The organism is Fluctibacter halophilus (assembly GCF_020687825.1).
In the GTDB taxonomy this organism is placed as follows: domain Bacteria; phylum Pseudomonadota; class Gammaproteobacteria; order Enterobacterales; family Alteromonadaceae; genus Fluctibacter; species Fluctibacter halophilus.
In genome coordinates this window covers 403,431-418,832 of sequence record NZ_JAJEWP010000001.1, presented here as the reverse complement: position 1 = coordinate 418,832, position 15,402 = coordinate 403,431, and the positions used below count along the sequence as shown (strand labels likewise).

At 52.3% G+C, this 15,402-nt stretch carries 15 protein-coding genes; 8 read left to right on the top strand and 7 right to left on the bottom strand.

Going from position 1 to position 15,402, the window contains the following annotated elements:
• Nucleotides 1-30 precede the first annotated feature (30 nt).
• From LJ739_RS01995 to LJ739_RS01965, 7 genes are all read left to right on the top strand, one after another.
• Nucleotides 31-492, top strand: a complete 462-nt coding sequence (locus tag LJ739_RS01995) for a hypothetical protein (protein WP_229156926.1) — start codon at nucleotides 31-33, stop codon at nucleotides 490-492.
• Between the two features lie 156 nt (nucleotides 493-648).
• Nucleotides 649-2,202 carry a phytoene desaturase family protein gene (locus LJ739_RS01990; protein WP_267494130.1) on the top strand — a complete coding sequence of 518 codons (1,554 nt, stop codon included), beginning with the start codon at nucleotides 649-651 and terminating at the stop codon, nucleotides 2,200-2,202.
• A gap of 16 nt (nucleotides 2,203-2,218) precedes the next feature.
• Nucleotides 2,219-3,007, top strand: coding sequence for an MBL fold metallo-hydrolase (locus LJ739_RS01985; protein WP_229156924.1), 789 nt, complete (start codon nucleotides 2,219-2,221; stop codon nucleotides 3,005-3,007).
• A 105-nt stretch (nucleotides 3,008-3,112) separates the two neighbouring features.
• Nucleotides 3,113-3,547 carry a hypothetical protein gene (locus LJ739_RS01980; RefSeq protein ID WP_229156923.1) on the top strand — a complete coding sequence of 145 codons (435 nt, stop codon included), beginning with the start codon at nucleotides 3,113-3,115 and terminating at the stop codon, nucleotides 3,545-3,547.
• A gap of 2 nt (nucleotides 3,548-3,549) precedes the next feature.
• A complete protein-coding gene (locus LJ739_RS01975) occupies nucleotides 3,550-3,711 on the top strand; it encodes a hypothetical protein (protein WP_229156922.1) in 162 nt (53 codons plus the stop codon).
• Between the two features lie 162 nt (nucleotides 3,712-3,873).
• The gene (locus LJ739_RS01970; protein ID WP_229156921.1) at nucleotides 3,874-4,383 is read left to right on the top strand and encodes a hypothetical protein; all 510 of its coding nucleotides are present in this window, start codon (nucleotides 3,874-3,876) and stop codon (nucleotides 4,381-4,383) included.
• Between the two features lie 618 nt (nucleotides 4,384-5,001).
• On the top strand, nucleotides 5,002-5,328 hold the full coding sequence (locus LJ739_RS01965; protein WP_229156920.1) for a hypothetical protein: 327 nt from the start codon (nucleotides 5,002-5,004) through the stop codon (nucleotides 5,326-5,328).
• A 103-nt stretch (nucleotides 5,329-5,431) separates the two neighbouring features.
• Here LJ739_RS01965 and LJ739_RS01960 read toward each other — a convergent pair whose 3' ends face one another.
• The 3 genes from LJ739_RS01960 to LJ739_RS01950 all read right to left on the bottom strand — a co-directional run bounded on the left by LJ739_RS01960 (nucleotide 5,432) and on the right by LJ739_RS01950 (nucleotide 10,253).
• The gene (locus LJ739_RS01960) at nucleotides 5,432-6,271 is read right to left on the bottom strand and encodes a class I SAM-dependent methyltransferase (RefSeq protein WP_229156919.1); all 840 of its coding nucleotides are present in this window, start codon (nucleotides 6,269-6,271) and stop codon (nucleotides 5,432-5,434) included.
• Nucleotides 6,272-6,538: 267 nt separating this feature from the next.
• Nucleotides 6,539-9,286, bottom strand: a complete 2,748-nt coding sequence (locus LJ739_RS01955) for a TonB-dependent receptor domain-containing protein (protein WP_229156918.1) — start codon at nucleotides 9,284-9,286, stop codon at nucleotides 6,539-6,541.
• 298 nt (nucleotides 9,287-9,584) lie between these two features.
• Entirely contained in the window at nucleotides 9,585-10,253 is a 669-nt protein-coding gene (locus LJ739_RS01950) for a GntR family transcriptional regulator (protein ID WP_229156917.1), read from the bottom strand.
• A gap of 190 nt (nucleotides 10,254-10,443) precedes the next feature.
• Between LJ739_RS01950 and LJ739_RS01945 the strand changes: the two genes are divergently transcribed.
• Nucleotides 10,444-12,669, top strand: a complete 2,226-nt coding sequence (locus tag LJ739_RS01945; protein WP_229156916.1) for a S9 family peptidase — start codon at nucleotides 10,444-10,446, stop codon at nucleotides 12,667-12,669.
• Nucleotides 12,670-12,717: 48 nt separating this feature from the next.
• On the opposite strand, the gene LJ739_RS01940 is transcribed toward LJ739_RS01945, so the two are convergent.
• From LJ739_RS01940 to LJ739_RS01925, 4 genes are all read right to left on the bottom strand, one after another.
• Nucleotides 12,718-13,533, bottom strand: a complete 816-nt coding sequence (locus LJ739_RS01940; protein ID WP_229156915.1) for a DUF5694 domain-containing protein — start codon at nucleotides 13,531-13,533, stop codon at nucleotides 12,718-12,720.
• Nucleotides 13,534-13,613: 80 nt separating this feature from the next.
• Nucleotides 13,614-14,462 carry a discoidin domain-containing protein gene (locus tag LJ739_RS01935; RefSeq protein WP_229156914.1) on the bottom strand — a complete coding sequence of 283 codons (849 nt, stop codon included), beginning with the start codon at nucleotides 14,460-14,462 and terminating at the stop codon, nucleotides 13,614-13,616.
• Between the two features lie 84 nt (nucleotides 14,463-14,546).
• Complete coding sequence (locus tag LJ739_RS01930) at nucleotides 14,547-14,975, bottom strand: GNAT family N-acetyltransferase (RefSeq protein ID WP_229156913.1); 429 nt, start codon at nucleotides 14,973-14,975, stop codon at nucleotides 14,547-14,549.
• A 12-nt stretch (nucleotides 14,976-14,987) separates the two neighbouring features.
• Complete coding sequence (locus tag LJ739_RS01925; RefSeq protein ID WP_229156912.1) at nucleotides 14,988-15,383, bottom strand: DUF3224 domain-containing protein; 396 nt, start codon at nucleotides 15,381-15,383, stop codon at nucleotides 14,988-14,990.
• Nucleotides 15,384-15,402: the final 19 nt, after the last annotated feature.

Sequence of the window (15,402 nt, the reverse complement as noted above, 5' to 3'; positions counted from 1 at the left end):
TTTGACGTTGGGTGAGTCATGGAGATGCTGTTGAGCTTATTGCGTGTGTTGCTGCTATGCGCCATCACCAGTGTATTGCTGGGTTGCTCGGCATTGCAGGCGCCCTGGTCACGGGCCAATGGCCTGGAACGTCTTTCGGTGCAGATGGCCCCATCGGCACAACTTCGCTATGCGCTAAGCGTTGATGTGCTCTTTGTGTACGATCAGCAGGTGCTCGACGTCATTGCACCACTCAACGCGCAGCAGTGGTTTGAATCCAAAGCGGCGTTTCAATCGATGTATGGTCAACATCTCCGAACAGTGCAAATGCAACTGGTTACAGGCGTAAGATTCAACGACATCACCCTGCCGGACAATCATCACCGCGCGCTGGCGGTGCTCGCCTTTGCTAACGACCCTGGGAACCCCAACACCAAGGTCATTCTGACCGAACAGCAAGCACCCTTGCTGATATTCGACGGCAACGAACTGTTGCTGCGTGAGCAACCATAAAGACAACACAGTTAAACCTCAGTGCATTGAGTTTTGGCCCGACATCATGAATACCCATTGCCGAATCATTTGTTTGATGTAGGTCATAACCTCTGCAACGCAAATCAGGTTGACTACAGTTATCTACAGTCACATCAGCACTAGAGGCAACTCCGCATGCCAGCCGCACCATCAACACACGCGTTTGATGTCATTGTCATTGGATCGGGAATCGGCGGTATGGCCACTGCTACCGCCCTTTCCCGCATGGAACATAAAGTGCTTTTACTCGAACAGGCACAAGCCATCGGTGGGCTTACCCATTCCTTTTCAAGGCATGGGTTTCATTGGGATGTCGGGCTCCACTATTGTGGCTTGTTTGGTGATGACCAGTTTGCAGGCCGCATTCTTAATTGGCTCAGCGGTGGAACCATTTCGTTTCAATCCACCGGTACAATCTATGACACTTTGCATTTTCCAGATGGATTTGACATCTCCGTTGGACGTCCCTCTGACGCGTATAAAATGGAACTCAAGGAGCACTTTCCCAACAATACCCATGAGATCGATGCGTATTTTGAAGCGTTAGCATCAGCAGAGGAAACCGCATACATGTTGGGTGTTGAGCGTTCAATTTCAGAGCCGTTCCGCTCGGCCCATCGATGGTGGAATGCAAAAAAAATTCAGCGCTGGGCAGGCCGCACAACCCATGAGGTGCTCAATGAACTGATCAGCGATCCGAAACTCGCTACGGTGTTAGCTGCCCAATGGGGCACCTATGGTGGCAATCCCAAACAAGCGAGTTTCGCCATTCACGGCATGGTCATGGGGCATTATCTTAACGGCGCAGCCTATCCGGTAGGCGGTGCGGGCACCATTGCAAAGGGACTGGTTCCCGTCATCGAAGCGGCAGGAGGTAGCGCCATGACGGATACTGCAGTCAACAAGATCCTGATCGATGAAGGTAAGGCCGTGGGTGTGCGCACCCAAACTGGAGACGTTTTTCATGCCCCCATCATTGTTTCGGCATTGGGTGCTGGTGAAACCGTAAAACACCTACTCCCAGAGGACATTGTTGAACAACACTGGGCCAAGGAAATTGCCTCATTCACGCCATCGATTTGCCATTTTGATCTGTATCTTGGCTTGGAAGGCGATATCGCCAAACACGGCGCTACTCGCGCAAACCATTGGTTTTATGCCGACTGGAACACTTTTGATCACCCATGGACAGGGGGTGACAATGAGCCTTTTTCGATGGTGTTTGTGTCGTTTCCGTCGCTCAAAGATCCCACACACAACCCAGGTACGATGAACCGGCATACCGCCGATGTCATGCTGCTATCCACCTGGTCTTCTGTCGCCAAATTCGCGGATGGCGGCGCGAAAGCTCACCCTGAAGAGTGGGCCAGTTTCAAGCAAAGTGTCGAAACCAGACTTGTGCGCTTCTTTAACGACAAGTTTCCTGATCTTGCACCGATGGTTGCGTACCATGAATTGGGCACGCCCCTGGCGACAGCCTATTTCACCGGTCACGAAAAAGGCGGATTCTATGGTGTCGAAACAACCCCTCGTCGGATGCTATCGCATGCACTGAGCGCGCGTACGCCTGTGCCCGGTCTGTTCCTGTCCGGTCAGGATGTGATGAGTCCGGGTATCGCAGGCTCCCTGGCCGGAGGCATGTTCTGTGCAGCGGCGATTGATCCACGTGTCTATCAAAAACTCAAATAAGGCCGAAGAGTTTTCCATGAAGATAAGACACTTCCTCTACAATTCATTTCTAATTGAAAACAGTAACAACAAAATTGCCATTGACCCCGGGCAAAATCTCTGGATTTTCAATCTTAGCAGTCTCATTCCAAAGGCAGAATGGAAAAACATCACGCATATTCTCATCACCCATGGCGATCCTGATCATTACTGGCAAGCAGATCGGGTAGCACAAGCCAGTCATGCACCGGTTGTATGTGGCAAGGACCTGGCTAAAGTCGAAGGTGGCGAAACACTATTGGTCAATCCTCGCGGTAGAGGTTTAACGTCCTGGGTCCCATTTAAAAATGTACACCCGCTAGACATTGGTGAGTCAGTCAGCTTGGGTGATGTGCAAATTGAAGCACTCAAAACTGTGCATGGTCCTATCAGTGTTCCAATACTATGCTTCAAAATAAAACAGCAACCGGGGCCAGGAGAAAGAGTCGGTATTGGTTCTGTCGGCTTTAAAATCACAGTAGATGGAAAAACGATTGTGAATCTGGGGGATTCTGTTTTGCAAACCGAATGGGCAGGTTTGAAACCGGATGTGCTGATGCTTCCTATTGGTGGGCCAGGTAATAATACGTGGACAATGGATGTATACGATGCGCTTGAGGCAGTGAAAATCATAGCACCGAAGAAGGTAATTCCTTGCCATTATAACGTCGCATTTTTCTGGATAAAAAATATTGCTTGCGCAGATGATCAATTGTTCAAGCGTGAAGTGGAGAAGCTGGGAATTGAATGCAGTATCATGCGCTATGGTGATGAGATCGAAGTATAGTGTCGACCAATTCATTCGAGTTCAGCTAACAAAACGCGCGGGTTGGGTCCTCGCTACTCGCCCGGCCTGTTAATTTAGAACCTCAGGTAATTTAATGAATCGAAAATGATTTGGAAATTAGCGCTAGCTTTGTTCGCCTTAGGAGGCTTAACTCACATACTTTTTGGCATCGTATATGTCACTGCCAGCGAATTTATGCCATATCATGCGCAAGCCTTAAATGTTGATTGGAATAGACTTGGCGAAAACTACAAAACCCTGTTCCTTGCCTTGATCAGATTGGCAGGCGTAGGAGGATTAGTTGTAGGCCTGGTCAACTTGACACTTGTAAGCTACCTCTATCATCGCGTCGAATCCAGGCTAGTTTGGCTGTTAATCGGTTCTAGCCTAATTTTTCAGTCCATGATGAATTATGTTGTCTACTCTGTGTATGTCAGTACGCTCGGCGAGCCTCCTCTACTGTTTGTAAGTATTGGTTCAGTAACTTTTATCATCGCCACCCTATTGCTATTAACCGGCTTTCGAGACCAACATGCCTGACAATGGGCTTCCTGGATTCGCTCTACAATCATGACCGCGCGCTGGCGGTGCTCGCCTTTGCTAACAACCCTGGGAACCCCAACACCAAGGTCATTCTGACCGAACAGCAAGCACCCTTGCTGATATTCGACGGCAGCGAACTGTTGCTGCGTGAGCAGCCTTAGGGAAATTTATCAATCCTTCTGCTTTCCTGGAACATTCGAAGCTGTTGGGTTCATAAATATCGTTAGACTCACTTGGGTAACGAAAAGGCGAGATGACATCGCACATTGAAGCGCCCTCATATAGCATTAATTTCTTTAACAGAAAAAAGGGATTTTCAGTACATGAGTCGTACTCTTAACAACAAATTGGTAGGACAAGTCGGGGAACATTTGCTTTCAGCCAAACTTGGCATGATGGGTTTCTATGCCAGCCCATTCGCAGGAAACGTCCCAACATTTGACGTCACTGCTGTCGATGCAGAAACGCTAAGATCTAAAATTATTCAAGTAAAAACCAGCACCACAAATACATTGGCTCAAAGCGAAATTTCAACGTGGATTGAAACCAATGTTGACGATACAGGCCTTTATTCATTCGGCGAAAAAAGAAAACTCATCCACCCCAAAATGATATGGGTATTGATCAACCTGCCATCGAAAGATCTCGGTAGCGCAAGGTTTTTTATCTGCACAGAGAAGGATATCCAAGAGGCTCATATCAACCGGTTTACTACCTGGATTGAGAGCCATGGATATCGACGGCCAAAGCTTGGCAATTCGATGCATTCTATACTGACGATAACTGAGTTATCGAAGTTCGAAGACAACTGGGCATTAATCACAAAGCACTAGCGGGTAACAAGGTGGTTCCACTCACTCTTTCGCTTAGAGTGGGAGTTGAGAGCGAATTGCCGACGTTGCGGGAAGTTCTAACAAATGACTGCTCTTGTGGATTGAGCGGACGTTCATTTTCAGGTGACCCTTCCAATGAAAACACAGAACATGTTTTTCAGGAAAAGCGAGTGTTACTATGAAGTCTCATTTGTGAGTAGTTTGGTCGCTATGTTATTAACATATACAAAAATGGGGAAAGTTGGAACTAGGTGCATGCATGTACTTGGTCTACCAACCTATTTGGCTGTAATGGCCATAATGTTGATTGCGCCAACAAACTTTCTTATTAACGTTGGTATAGGTTCGGGAGTCGTATTAGTGTTTCAATACGTCTACTGTAACTCATTGTCTTTCTTTAATAATCAGAATATCGGATGGCGTTTTGTGGTTTTATGGGGCGGGGCTGTTTTGACAATTCAAGCTTTAATCTTGGGTTCAGTCTATATGTTCGCAACCTAATAGGCAATCAAAGTGAAACGGCTAAAGCTTGGCACTGTTCCACTTCACTAAAAATATAGCCAAGTATTATCAGCCCCTTATTGCGTCGTTATGTGGCAGTCTAATTTTGGAGAAGAAATGGAGAATAGTGATATCGCGACAATTATCACTGCATGTGTTGGTGCGATTGCAGCAATTGCTTCGGCGTATTTATCGAGCGGGGCAAAAAAGTCAACCGCGGACACAAAAAAACGAATTGAAATTGTACAAGCAAGACTTGATGAACGAGATAAAATTGGAGCCGAAATGGGCTTTTTAATTCCGGTAACGAATGATGCGATGTGGAATGACTACTATCAAAAGAGAGTTGTTGAAAAAATGAGTCGCAAGGAAGCTGCGGATGCGCTAGCCGAAAAGTCTGCGGATTACCCATTTGAATTGATAAAAGAACCACTTCCGAAGTAAATATGCAATTGCTACATAACAAGCCTATGTAGTTACTCGCTAACCCTCGATGGCACAAACCCGACCAAAAAAACGGGGCATCCAGCCCCGTTGTTGTTAGTCCTTATGCATGGGTGATCAACACCGCCATCTCATCGCCCTCTGACAAGGGGGAGCCGCACAGGTCAGCACAAGTCTTCACCGGGCGCAGGCCACAGGCCGCCAGCTCCTGCGTCAGCCGTTCGAGGCTAAAGTGCTGTAACCAGTTGTACACCGTCCACTGGCGCTGTGCTTCGATGATCACGTACGTATCCAGCCATACCTGTTGCTCATCATAGCCATGTGATGAATGCACACACCAATACTCCTGTGCCGACCAGAACTGGCCCATGGCATTTTTGGCCAGGTCAACGGTTTCAACTTGCCGGGCAAAGCGGGTATCGGTGAACACATCCAGGGCGATGGTGCCGCCGGGTTTAAGCAGCGTTTTAAACAACCTGAGCAACGTTTCCCGCTGCACCGGACTGAGGGCACAGAAATCACACATCACCAGGGTGATGAGATCGTACTGGCGTGAGTCCTGGTATGCGAGGTAGTTGACCAGGCGGTAGTCGATGTCGAGTCCCGCCTTTGAGGCCTGCTCATTCGCATAGGCAAGGGAGCGGGCTGAGAAGTCCACCCCGACAACGGTTCCCACCCCTCGTTGCCTGAAGCGCTGAGTATACAATCCCGGTCCGCAGCCAAAATCTATGCAGCAGCTGTTCGGGCCCAGACCGAGGGTGGCTGTCAGCCAGTCGACCGATGCATCAATCACGTCAAAACTGCGGGACGCCGCATTGATGTCAGGGTTTAAATGAAAAGACAGCATCTGTGCAGACACATGAGGATCGGTCCACAGCACATCTGCGGTATAGGCAGACCATACAGACGGCTTGGCCGTCATAGCATTCAGTTTTTTGAACATATCGTAATTCCGACAAAAATGTTAATTGTCGTCCTTACGGCAGGGAGGTTCGCGCGAGCTAAGCCAGACGTGACGTAAGGACGGTTTGCGTGTGTATTTGCAGTAAACGATACATTCAGGGCACCTCCTTACGGTTAATGGGGAAATAATGCGTAAAGCATAACGGCACAGACCGTCCCGGTCAAATCCACGGCCGGCCTCCCCCTCGCTCCATCACATAAAAAAGGGCTTCCGAAGAAGCCCAGAAGGACGTACAGGGAGGCGCTATCAGAACCGCTGCTTGTAACTCAACACCAGGTTGCGCCCGGTGTAGTTATACAACTGGGTGTTCGGTGCATTGGTGTTTGACTCCAGCGGCGGTTGTTTGTCGGTCAGGTTGAGGACCGACAACGCAATGTCGGCATCCCATGACGCCGCATAACGGTAGGTCAGGTTGTGGCTGATGTAATCATCCAGCACGTTGTTGCCCGAACGGTCCTGTGACGAGGTGTAATTGGAGTACAGGCTGATGCGATGGTCGCCGAGGGTGTAATCCAGCGTACTGCTGATACGATCTTCCGGATAACCAATGTAACCAATCTGATCCTGAGCCACTTCAAATTCACCCTGACTGTTCACAAAGGTGTAAGTGTATTTATTGAAATGAGACCAGTTCAGCTTGATGCTGAAATCACCCCACTCGGTCTGCATCCGGCCGTTAAGGCTGAACTCAACCCCCGAGCGCTCGGAAGAACCAAAGTTACCGGTCACGTTGACCAACTGCACAAAGCGGTTGCCGTCGTTGAAGCTCACCCCGACTCCCGGGAACAGGCTGCTGACCGGCTCGATCAGGCCAAGTGAATTGAGGTAGTCCATGCGGATAATCGCATCGTCACCCAGCTCGTCGATTTCGTCATCCAGTTCCAGTTGCCAGGCGTCCAGCGATACCGACCAGTCATCATTGATCTGATACACCGCACCGACGTTATAGGTGGTCGACTCTTCCGGCTGGATATCCGGGTTGCCGCCACTGATATGGCTGAACTCTGAACCGGACACCTGACAGTTGCTGAGGGTCATTTCCACCAGCTCAGGCACGCCCAGGCCGGGGTTCTGCGCCGCATTGTCCTGGTGGCACAAGCGGTAATTCACTTCCCGTTCAAAACCTTCCACCCGACTCTGGTACAGATCACTCAGGGTCGGGGCACGAAAGCCGGTGCCGTAGGACGCGCGCAGCAACAATGACTCCATCGGCTTGTAACGCAGCGACACCTGCGGATTGAAGGTGCCGCCAAAATCACTGTAATCATCGTAGCGACCGGCGATGTTCAACTCGACACTGTCGAACAGCGGCAGCACCGACTCAAAATACACCGCACTGACGTCCCGCTCACCGGCACCACCGGAGCCACCGTTGCCGCCGATCACGTTACCGGCTTCTGACTGTGAGTCGATGGAGGAACGATACTGTTCGTTGCGTAACGACGCCCCCACATAGGCAGATACTGCGCCGCCGGGTAGTTCAAACAGGTCAAACTGCACCCCACCGGACAATTCGGCATACACCGCCTCGGCGCGCTTATCGGCATTGGTGACAATCGCGTCAGGCACCACTGCGTGTGGGTCTCGGGGGTCCCAGCCCTCAAATTGACCCGTGTCGGCGTTAACGTCGCCCACGGCGTCGGTCAGCGCTGAACTCAGCAGGTAATTACGCCCCCAGACGAAGTAGTTGTAGCGATTGTAATTGGCTGACACGTCCCAACTGAAGCGGTCGGTAGAACCTTCCAGCGCGATCAGCAGGTCGAGGTTGTTGTCGTTGTGCTCGGCAATCCGATTCCCCAAAGTGTTAAAGCGATAGCGCAAACCATCACCGGCCTCCACTTCACGCAATATCCAGCCTTCAGCGGTCTCATAGGACGGCAAGTCTTTATCAAACCAGATGGTGGCGGGTGTCGGAGCAGACACATCCAGCGCCTCCTGATTCGACCAGTAGCCCCGTGCGGTCAGGGTGACATCGCTGTTGATGTCGTAGGTGTAATTCATCAGCATGCTGTCGCGACGGATCTTCGAGCCCCATGCTGCTTCAAGGGTGTAGTCGTAGGCACACAGGCGATCACTGGGATAATCATAGTCCTGCAGTTCACCGTAGAACTCGGTGCTGTTGCCAAGGTTGTACATGTCGCAGCTGCCATTGGCATTGACAATGGGGTTGAGCCAGTCCCAGGTCGACGCGTTTTTCATCAGCGTACGTCCCGATGTACTCAGACCGACCCAGTCCTGGATATGGGTGCCGTCGCCCTCGACCACATGGGCCTTCAGAAAATCACGGTCTTTTTGCATAATCGGATCGTATTCATAGTGCTCCCAGGAAAACACCATGTTACCCATCTCCCCCGACAGGCCGCCGGTAAAGGAGTAAAATTCGGAATCGCCCCCTTCTGCCTCCGGGCGCTCCCCTTTGACCTGTACCTCAACGCCCTGAAAATCATCGCGCAGGATGATGTTGATCACCCCGGCGATGGCGTCGGTGCCGTAAATCGCCGACGCCCCGTCAGACAAAATTTCAATACGCTCGATAGCCGCAGCAGGAATGGTGTTGAGGTTTGACGCGCCACCATCCAGCACCGGAGATTTGGCCATACGGCGTCCGTTAAGCAATGTCAGGGTGTGGTTCACCGATGAGCCTTTCAGCGCCACCGTAGACTGTGAGCCCCAACTGTTGTTGGCACCACCGCCCCAGGAACCAAAGGAGTTCAGGTTAGAGTTACGCAACACGTCCGACACTGTGGTGTAACCGGTGGCGGCGATATCGGCGGCAGAGATGGTGATGATCGGCGATGCCCCTTCAACCGCAATCCGTTTTAACCGCGAACCGGTCACGGCGATACGCTCCACCGATGGCGCCGCTTGTTCGGTAGTGTCAGCGGTGTCGGTGGTCTGGGCCAGTGCCGCGGTTGTGGTGCCAAGCATGGCCCCAGCCACTGCGCAGCTGAGTCCGGCGCGCCGAAAGCGCCGGTGTGATAGGTGTACAGACATGATGTTCCCTCGCTTGTTGTGTGGTTTTGGTTTTAATTGTTAATGCGAGGTTACGATTTATGCATTATTTTGTATATTGCATACAATATTTTTTATTCCAATATCGGATAAGTTATCGTCATCAGGTAGGATTCTAGAGGTTTAAGGGGAAAAAAATATGCGTCTGGCAAACAGTATTGGCCGGTTTAAACAGGCTTATCCGGGCTGGACAGAAAGGATGATTACCGCTCAGAAAAACCAACGGCCGCCGATTGCGACCGTTTTCAACACAGGGAGCGACTAACCGCAACGGTCAGTGTCAGGCCAGTTGTTGCTCCTGCTTACTCAGAAACGCTTTGATGTCGTCCCGGGCGCCGAGAATATGTCGCTTCAGGAAATTGACCGCTTTGGTCTTCTCCCCTGCCTTACACAAGGTCAACAGCTCTTTGTGTTCATTAGAGGCGATGTCCAGGCCCCCGGCCAAAGAGATGTGCAGGCGCACAAAGCGCTGACAGTTTTTGTTCAGCGCATCGACCAGCTCCTGGGTTTGCGGCCGTTCGGCGCGGGCATACAACACATTGTGAAACGCAATATTGAGCTCGCCGGTGGCGGTGATCATGTCGCCTTTGCTGAGCGCTGCGTCCATGTCGGCCATTAATGCCTCGGCACGGGCAAAATCATCGGCGTTCAGATGGCCAATAGAGCGGCGTAACAATTCCGCTTCCAGTAGCGCGCGCAACTCAAACGCTTCGTCAATCTGCTCCAGCGACAACTCAGATACCGTAGCCCCTTTGTGGGCTTCAAATTGCACCAATCCTTCCGCTTCCAGTTGCACCAGGGCTTCACGCACCGGGATACGGCTTACTTCGAGGGCTTCGGCCAGGGCGGCCTGACGAAGGGGTTCGCCGGGGGCGATTTCACCTTTGAGAATGCGTTCGCGGATTGCCTCAACCACCAGTTGGGTGCGGGTTTTGTGCTGTATTGCCATAGTGTTGTCGATACTCCTTATTGTTCCCGAAGTGTACTGGGTTTCTGTATATCAATCCATTGTTATGCATCATTCGCCGCACAAAACATATTGCATACAATATATTGTATTTATTCAAAATTACCGATAGCCTGAATACGTTGCCCAGTCACAGGGCCCTTACCCAAAACCAACTTTCAGAGGACATACCATGCGGCACTGGACACTGCTGATTACCCTGTCGTTACTGGGTTGCCAGACCAACAACTCCCCCACTCTGTCATCAACTGCACCGGCGTCGAACAACCTGGCCATCGCCAAGGCCCGCCAATGGGAACCCGACCAAACCCGGGACTTGGTTACTAACCTGAGCATTATCCCCCACTGGCTTGACGACACCGGTCATGGGTTCTGGTACCAGCACATCGACGCACAAGGAAAGCAGCGCTTTGTGCAGGTGTCTGCTGGCCAGCGAAAGCTGCTGTTTGATCACGGCGCATTGGCAAGTGCTTTACAGAAGGTCGCTAAAGCCACCCCCGACTGGCAACAGCAGCCCCTGTCCAATGTGATTTACGACAAGGACGCGCTGCGTGTTCAGTTGGATTATCGTGACCAGCGCTACGCCTGTTCGATGACAGACAACGATTACCAGTGTGCCCCGTATCAGCCAGACAACACACCTGACCCAACGCCGGTCAGGGTTGAAGTCCGTGACTACAACCTGTGGCTGTGCAAACTGGCCCGGTGTACGCCGCTCACCGACGATGGCAGTGAACAGCAACCTTACGCAATTCGCATGCCCAGTCCCGACAGCTATTTTGATGATCCGGCGTTTGACGAGCAACAAGATACCCAGGTGTTGTGGTCGGCAGACAAACGTTTCGCCATGACCTATCAGTTGGATCGTCGCAATGTGACCCGCTTGACCCTGACCGCCCCGAGCGACGACTTCGGCGTACAGGGCGTCACCTACTACTACCCTCAGGCCGGCGATGAACATACGGTTAAGGCCCGGCCGGTGCTGATCGATGTTGGCAATCAACGGGCCACCAAACTGGACACGCCACCGGTGACGCAAACCTATTACGGCGGCGCCCTGTGGGGAGAATGGGTGGCGGGGAAGTTCTATTTTTTGCACCGCAGCCGTGATAACCGCACCTATACCCTCAACGAAGTTGACCCGACAGATAGCCGTGTCAGGGCAATCATCCGCGAAAGAGCGAACGATTTCATTGACCCCTGGGTGCAGGAATTCCATGTGCTGCCGTCCCGCAATGAGGTCATCTGGAGTTCACAGCGTAGTGGCTTTAATCATTACTACCTGTACGACAGCCAGACCGGTCGGTTAAAGCGGGCATTGACCCAGGGCCATTACACTACCCGACAGATCAAAGCCGTGGATAGCCAACGGGGACGGCTGTTTTTCACCGCATCCGGGGCATTCGATGACAGAGACCCTTACCTGCAGCACCTCTATCGCGTGGATTTGGACAACCCGTCGCCGGTACTGCTGACACCGGAACCCTTTGAACACCGCATCAGCGTATCTCCGGACCGGCGCTATTTCGTGGATACCTACTCAGACACGGCCACGCCACCGCTAACCGTGCTGCGCAGCGCTGAAGATGGGCGCATCCTGGACACACTGGCGAAAGCCAATGCCAGTGCTTTATATCGCAAAGGCTGGCAGCCGCCTGAGCCCTTTGCGGTGCTGGCAGAAGACGGTGAAACCTGGTTGTACGGTTTGCTGTTCAAGCCGTTTGATTTTGACCCCGGCAAACGCTACCCGGTGATCGACAACATCTACACCGGCCCCCACGGGTTCTTCACACCGAAAACCTTCAATACCTTCTCCAATCACCGCCTGGCGATGGCCCAACTGGGCTACATCGTGATCCGCATGGACGGTCGAGGCACTAGCCGCAGAGGCCGGGCGTTCCACAGCCACAGTTACAAAAACCTTGCCACAGGCAGCGATGACCATGTCTGGGCCATGCGGCAACTGGCGAAAAGCCGGCCCTATATGGATCTGGACCGGGTCGGTATCTACGGCTTCAGTGCTGGGGGATACGATACCGTGCAGGCCATGTATCGCCACCCAAACCTGTATAAGGTGGGGATCAGCGCGTCAGGCAACCACGATTTCCGGGTTGATAAAATGGGCTGGAACGAGTTGTGGATGGACTGGCCAGTCAATCAACAATGGGAATTACAGTCCAACCTGCATCAGGTCGAGCGCCTCAAGGGCAAGCTGCTGCTCACCCATGGTGGCAGGGACAGCAATGTGCATCCGTCGGCATCCCTGCGCCTGGCTCAGGCATTTCTGCACGCAGGTATCGACGTGGATTTCCGCCTCATCCCCGGCGGCAGTCACTACCTGCACGATGACCGGGCCTATCGGGAGCTGCGCTGGCGTTACTTCCTCAACAACCTGTGAGGCAAACGGGAGTCTTCATCGGCTCCCGGCGTGCACAGGACATGGTCGCTAGTGCAGATAAGGGAGCACATCAATGGCTTCACGGGCAGTGTCGATGGCGAGTAAATCCTTCAGGATTGCGGTGTGGCCCTGTCCGCCCAATACAAATACCCGCGTGCCAGGCGCCGCGACCTGCTGCACATTGGCATACATGCGGAAGTTTCTGTGCCACCAGCTGGCGGCGGCATCTGCACCGATAAAGTCGTCAAACGCCCCTACAGCATTGGTGTGCAAATACAGGTACTGGTTTTGACGGTCAATGTCAGGGTCGTTGCTGTCCAGCAAAATAGCGCGCAGATCGCCACGGGCATGCAATGCATCCATGCGCGCTTTGTGGCTATCCAGTAAGGCCTGCATACTGGCATCGAGGGATGGTTGTGACGTCATCGCCGCAAACAGTGGCTCCGCTTGCCAGGGAACATCGCGGTGATCAAAACACATGACCTTGGCACCCTCAGACTGGGCGGCGATGCGAAACCCCACCTGGTAGATTTCATTGCGACGCAACGGGTCATTACCGGCGAGGTAGTCAGCCAAACGCTGCTCAATCAGGGACTGATTTTCAGGGCTGCATTCCAGCAGCACATGGGTAGGCGCAAATTGCTGCGCAACCCGGGTGCTAAAACCTTCCAGATAGGCCTGATTATTGGCTGTCATGACATCCAGATGGGTAACCTTAATGGTGTCTTTACCCGGACTGTCAAAATGAAAGGTGCCCATCATCATCACCTTGGCAGGTGGGACGTCGGCGATGGCACTGACGCTGACGGTTGCCAGCATCAGTAGCATCGGGAGCAGGCGCTGGAGCTGCGTACGATCAAACATAGTGGTATATCCTGTGTGCGTTTCCTGATACACCTGAGTCGTTGCCGCCACAGCAAAGGTTTAAATCCTGTGGCGAAGCATCACTGAAAATATTCCAGTTCATCAATTTCCGCGAAGTTCGGATCGCCATAGTTCGATTTCACCATCAGGCGAAAATAGCGCGCCGTAATACCACGGGAAAAGTCCCACTGTACCCCTTCAAGTTTGTCCAGCGTGGTCGATTCAAACACCGCGAAATCGGTACCGTTATTAGACACATACAAAGACACATTGCGGGGACTGCGGCCAAGTTCGATAGACTTGTCATTGACCACCACCCGCAGGCCACTGAGGCGTACTGCCTTGCCAAAATCCACCTGCACCCAGGGATTGACCGGAATGCGGTCACTGTCACGGGTTTTGGCCATCCAGATGCCGCGGCTGATTTTTTCGCCCGCATCTTCGTTAATTTTATCGAGGAAGCTGTAGCCATCGAAAGCCCCCGCCGGCGTGTCCAGCGCGTAGTGCGCAGACGCACTGTAGCTCGCTTCAACCAGGTTGTTAGTCCCGATCAATGCGACATTGCCCAGGATACCCGTCTCGGTCATGCCGCCAATGTCCGTTGTGCCACCATCATCAAATACGGCCGGTAACGTAACCGACAACAATGTGCAATCCGTTTCATCATAGGCAAAGCGCATGTTCTGGCCCAACTGACGGGCCATGGCCAGCATATCCATCCAGGTCTGGCCCTGTTCCTGTGTAGCAAAGGCAAAATGATAGCTTTCAGCGGCACAGGGAACCCCTTCACCGTCAGGAATAAACAGACGCAAAAAAGCCTGCCCATCCTGATCCACGGTCAATTCGTTGGGGTATCCGTCCACGGTTGTGGCTTGCGCCGGTAGCGCCAGTGCAGCACTGATCGCACCGGCCAGAATTGAATGTTTCATGCCTGTCCTTAAAAAATGGTAAGTGGATGCAATCCACTGTCAAAATGACGTCATCGGACAGACTTCAGCAGGTATTGTGCCAATTCAGGTCAATGTCAGGTGCATACGCCATTCATCCCCTTCGTCAGCCACCACCACAAACCCCATGCGCTGGTACAGCGCAATGGCGGGATTGCCTTTCAGAACAGAGAGGTTTACCAAATCCGGAGACAGCTGTTGGATAAGCATTTCCAGCACGCGTCTGCCAAGCCCCTGGTTTTGATGCTGAGGGTGTATTTGCAATTGCAGGATGTCCAACTGCTGATCACCCGCGATGTATTTGATCATTCCTGCCGTTGTTGACCCGACGCGCAACAGATGGGCATGCGCCAAACCGTAAGCCACCCTGTCAAGATGTTCTGCGTCGGTCAGGAAGCGCCCGGCACGTTCAAGGTGCTCGGTCATGGTGAGTTTGCGCAGCGTCAACAGATAGTCTAAATCTGCCTGGCTGGCTTGTTTCAGTGACAGAGTCATTTGGTGTTCCGACTACTCAGGTAACTGAAAGTCAAAGCGGTAGTGATGCTGCCCGGCCTCTATGTGGATGGTCATTTCACCAGACAAACCCGCTAATTCCCCGCGGCCCGAATCCGGCACCACTTCAAGAATAAGGCGATCATTGCCCTGCGCCATCTGTCCATAGTGTTGCAATACAAAGCTGCCGCTTTTGCCCATCAATGTACCGCAAACCTGCTCAATGGCCACATAGCCGGCCGAACCTTGTGTGGGCGTCATAGCACTGAGCATTTCGCCCTGACTGGTGGCAGACAAGTCGCCATGAAACGTTTTGTCGATAGACATGCGTCCCAACGACACTCCGTCCTTACCCTGGGCAATGGTATCCAATGGTTGTAATGTGACGTCAAACGTCCCTGATATCTGCACCCCGCTCTCCTTCAATTCT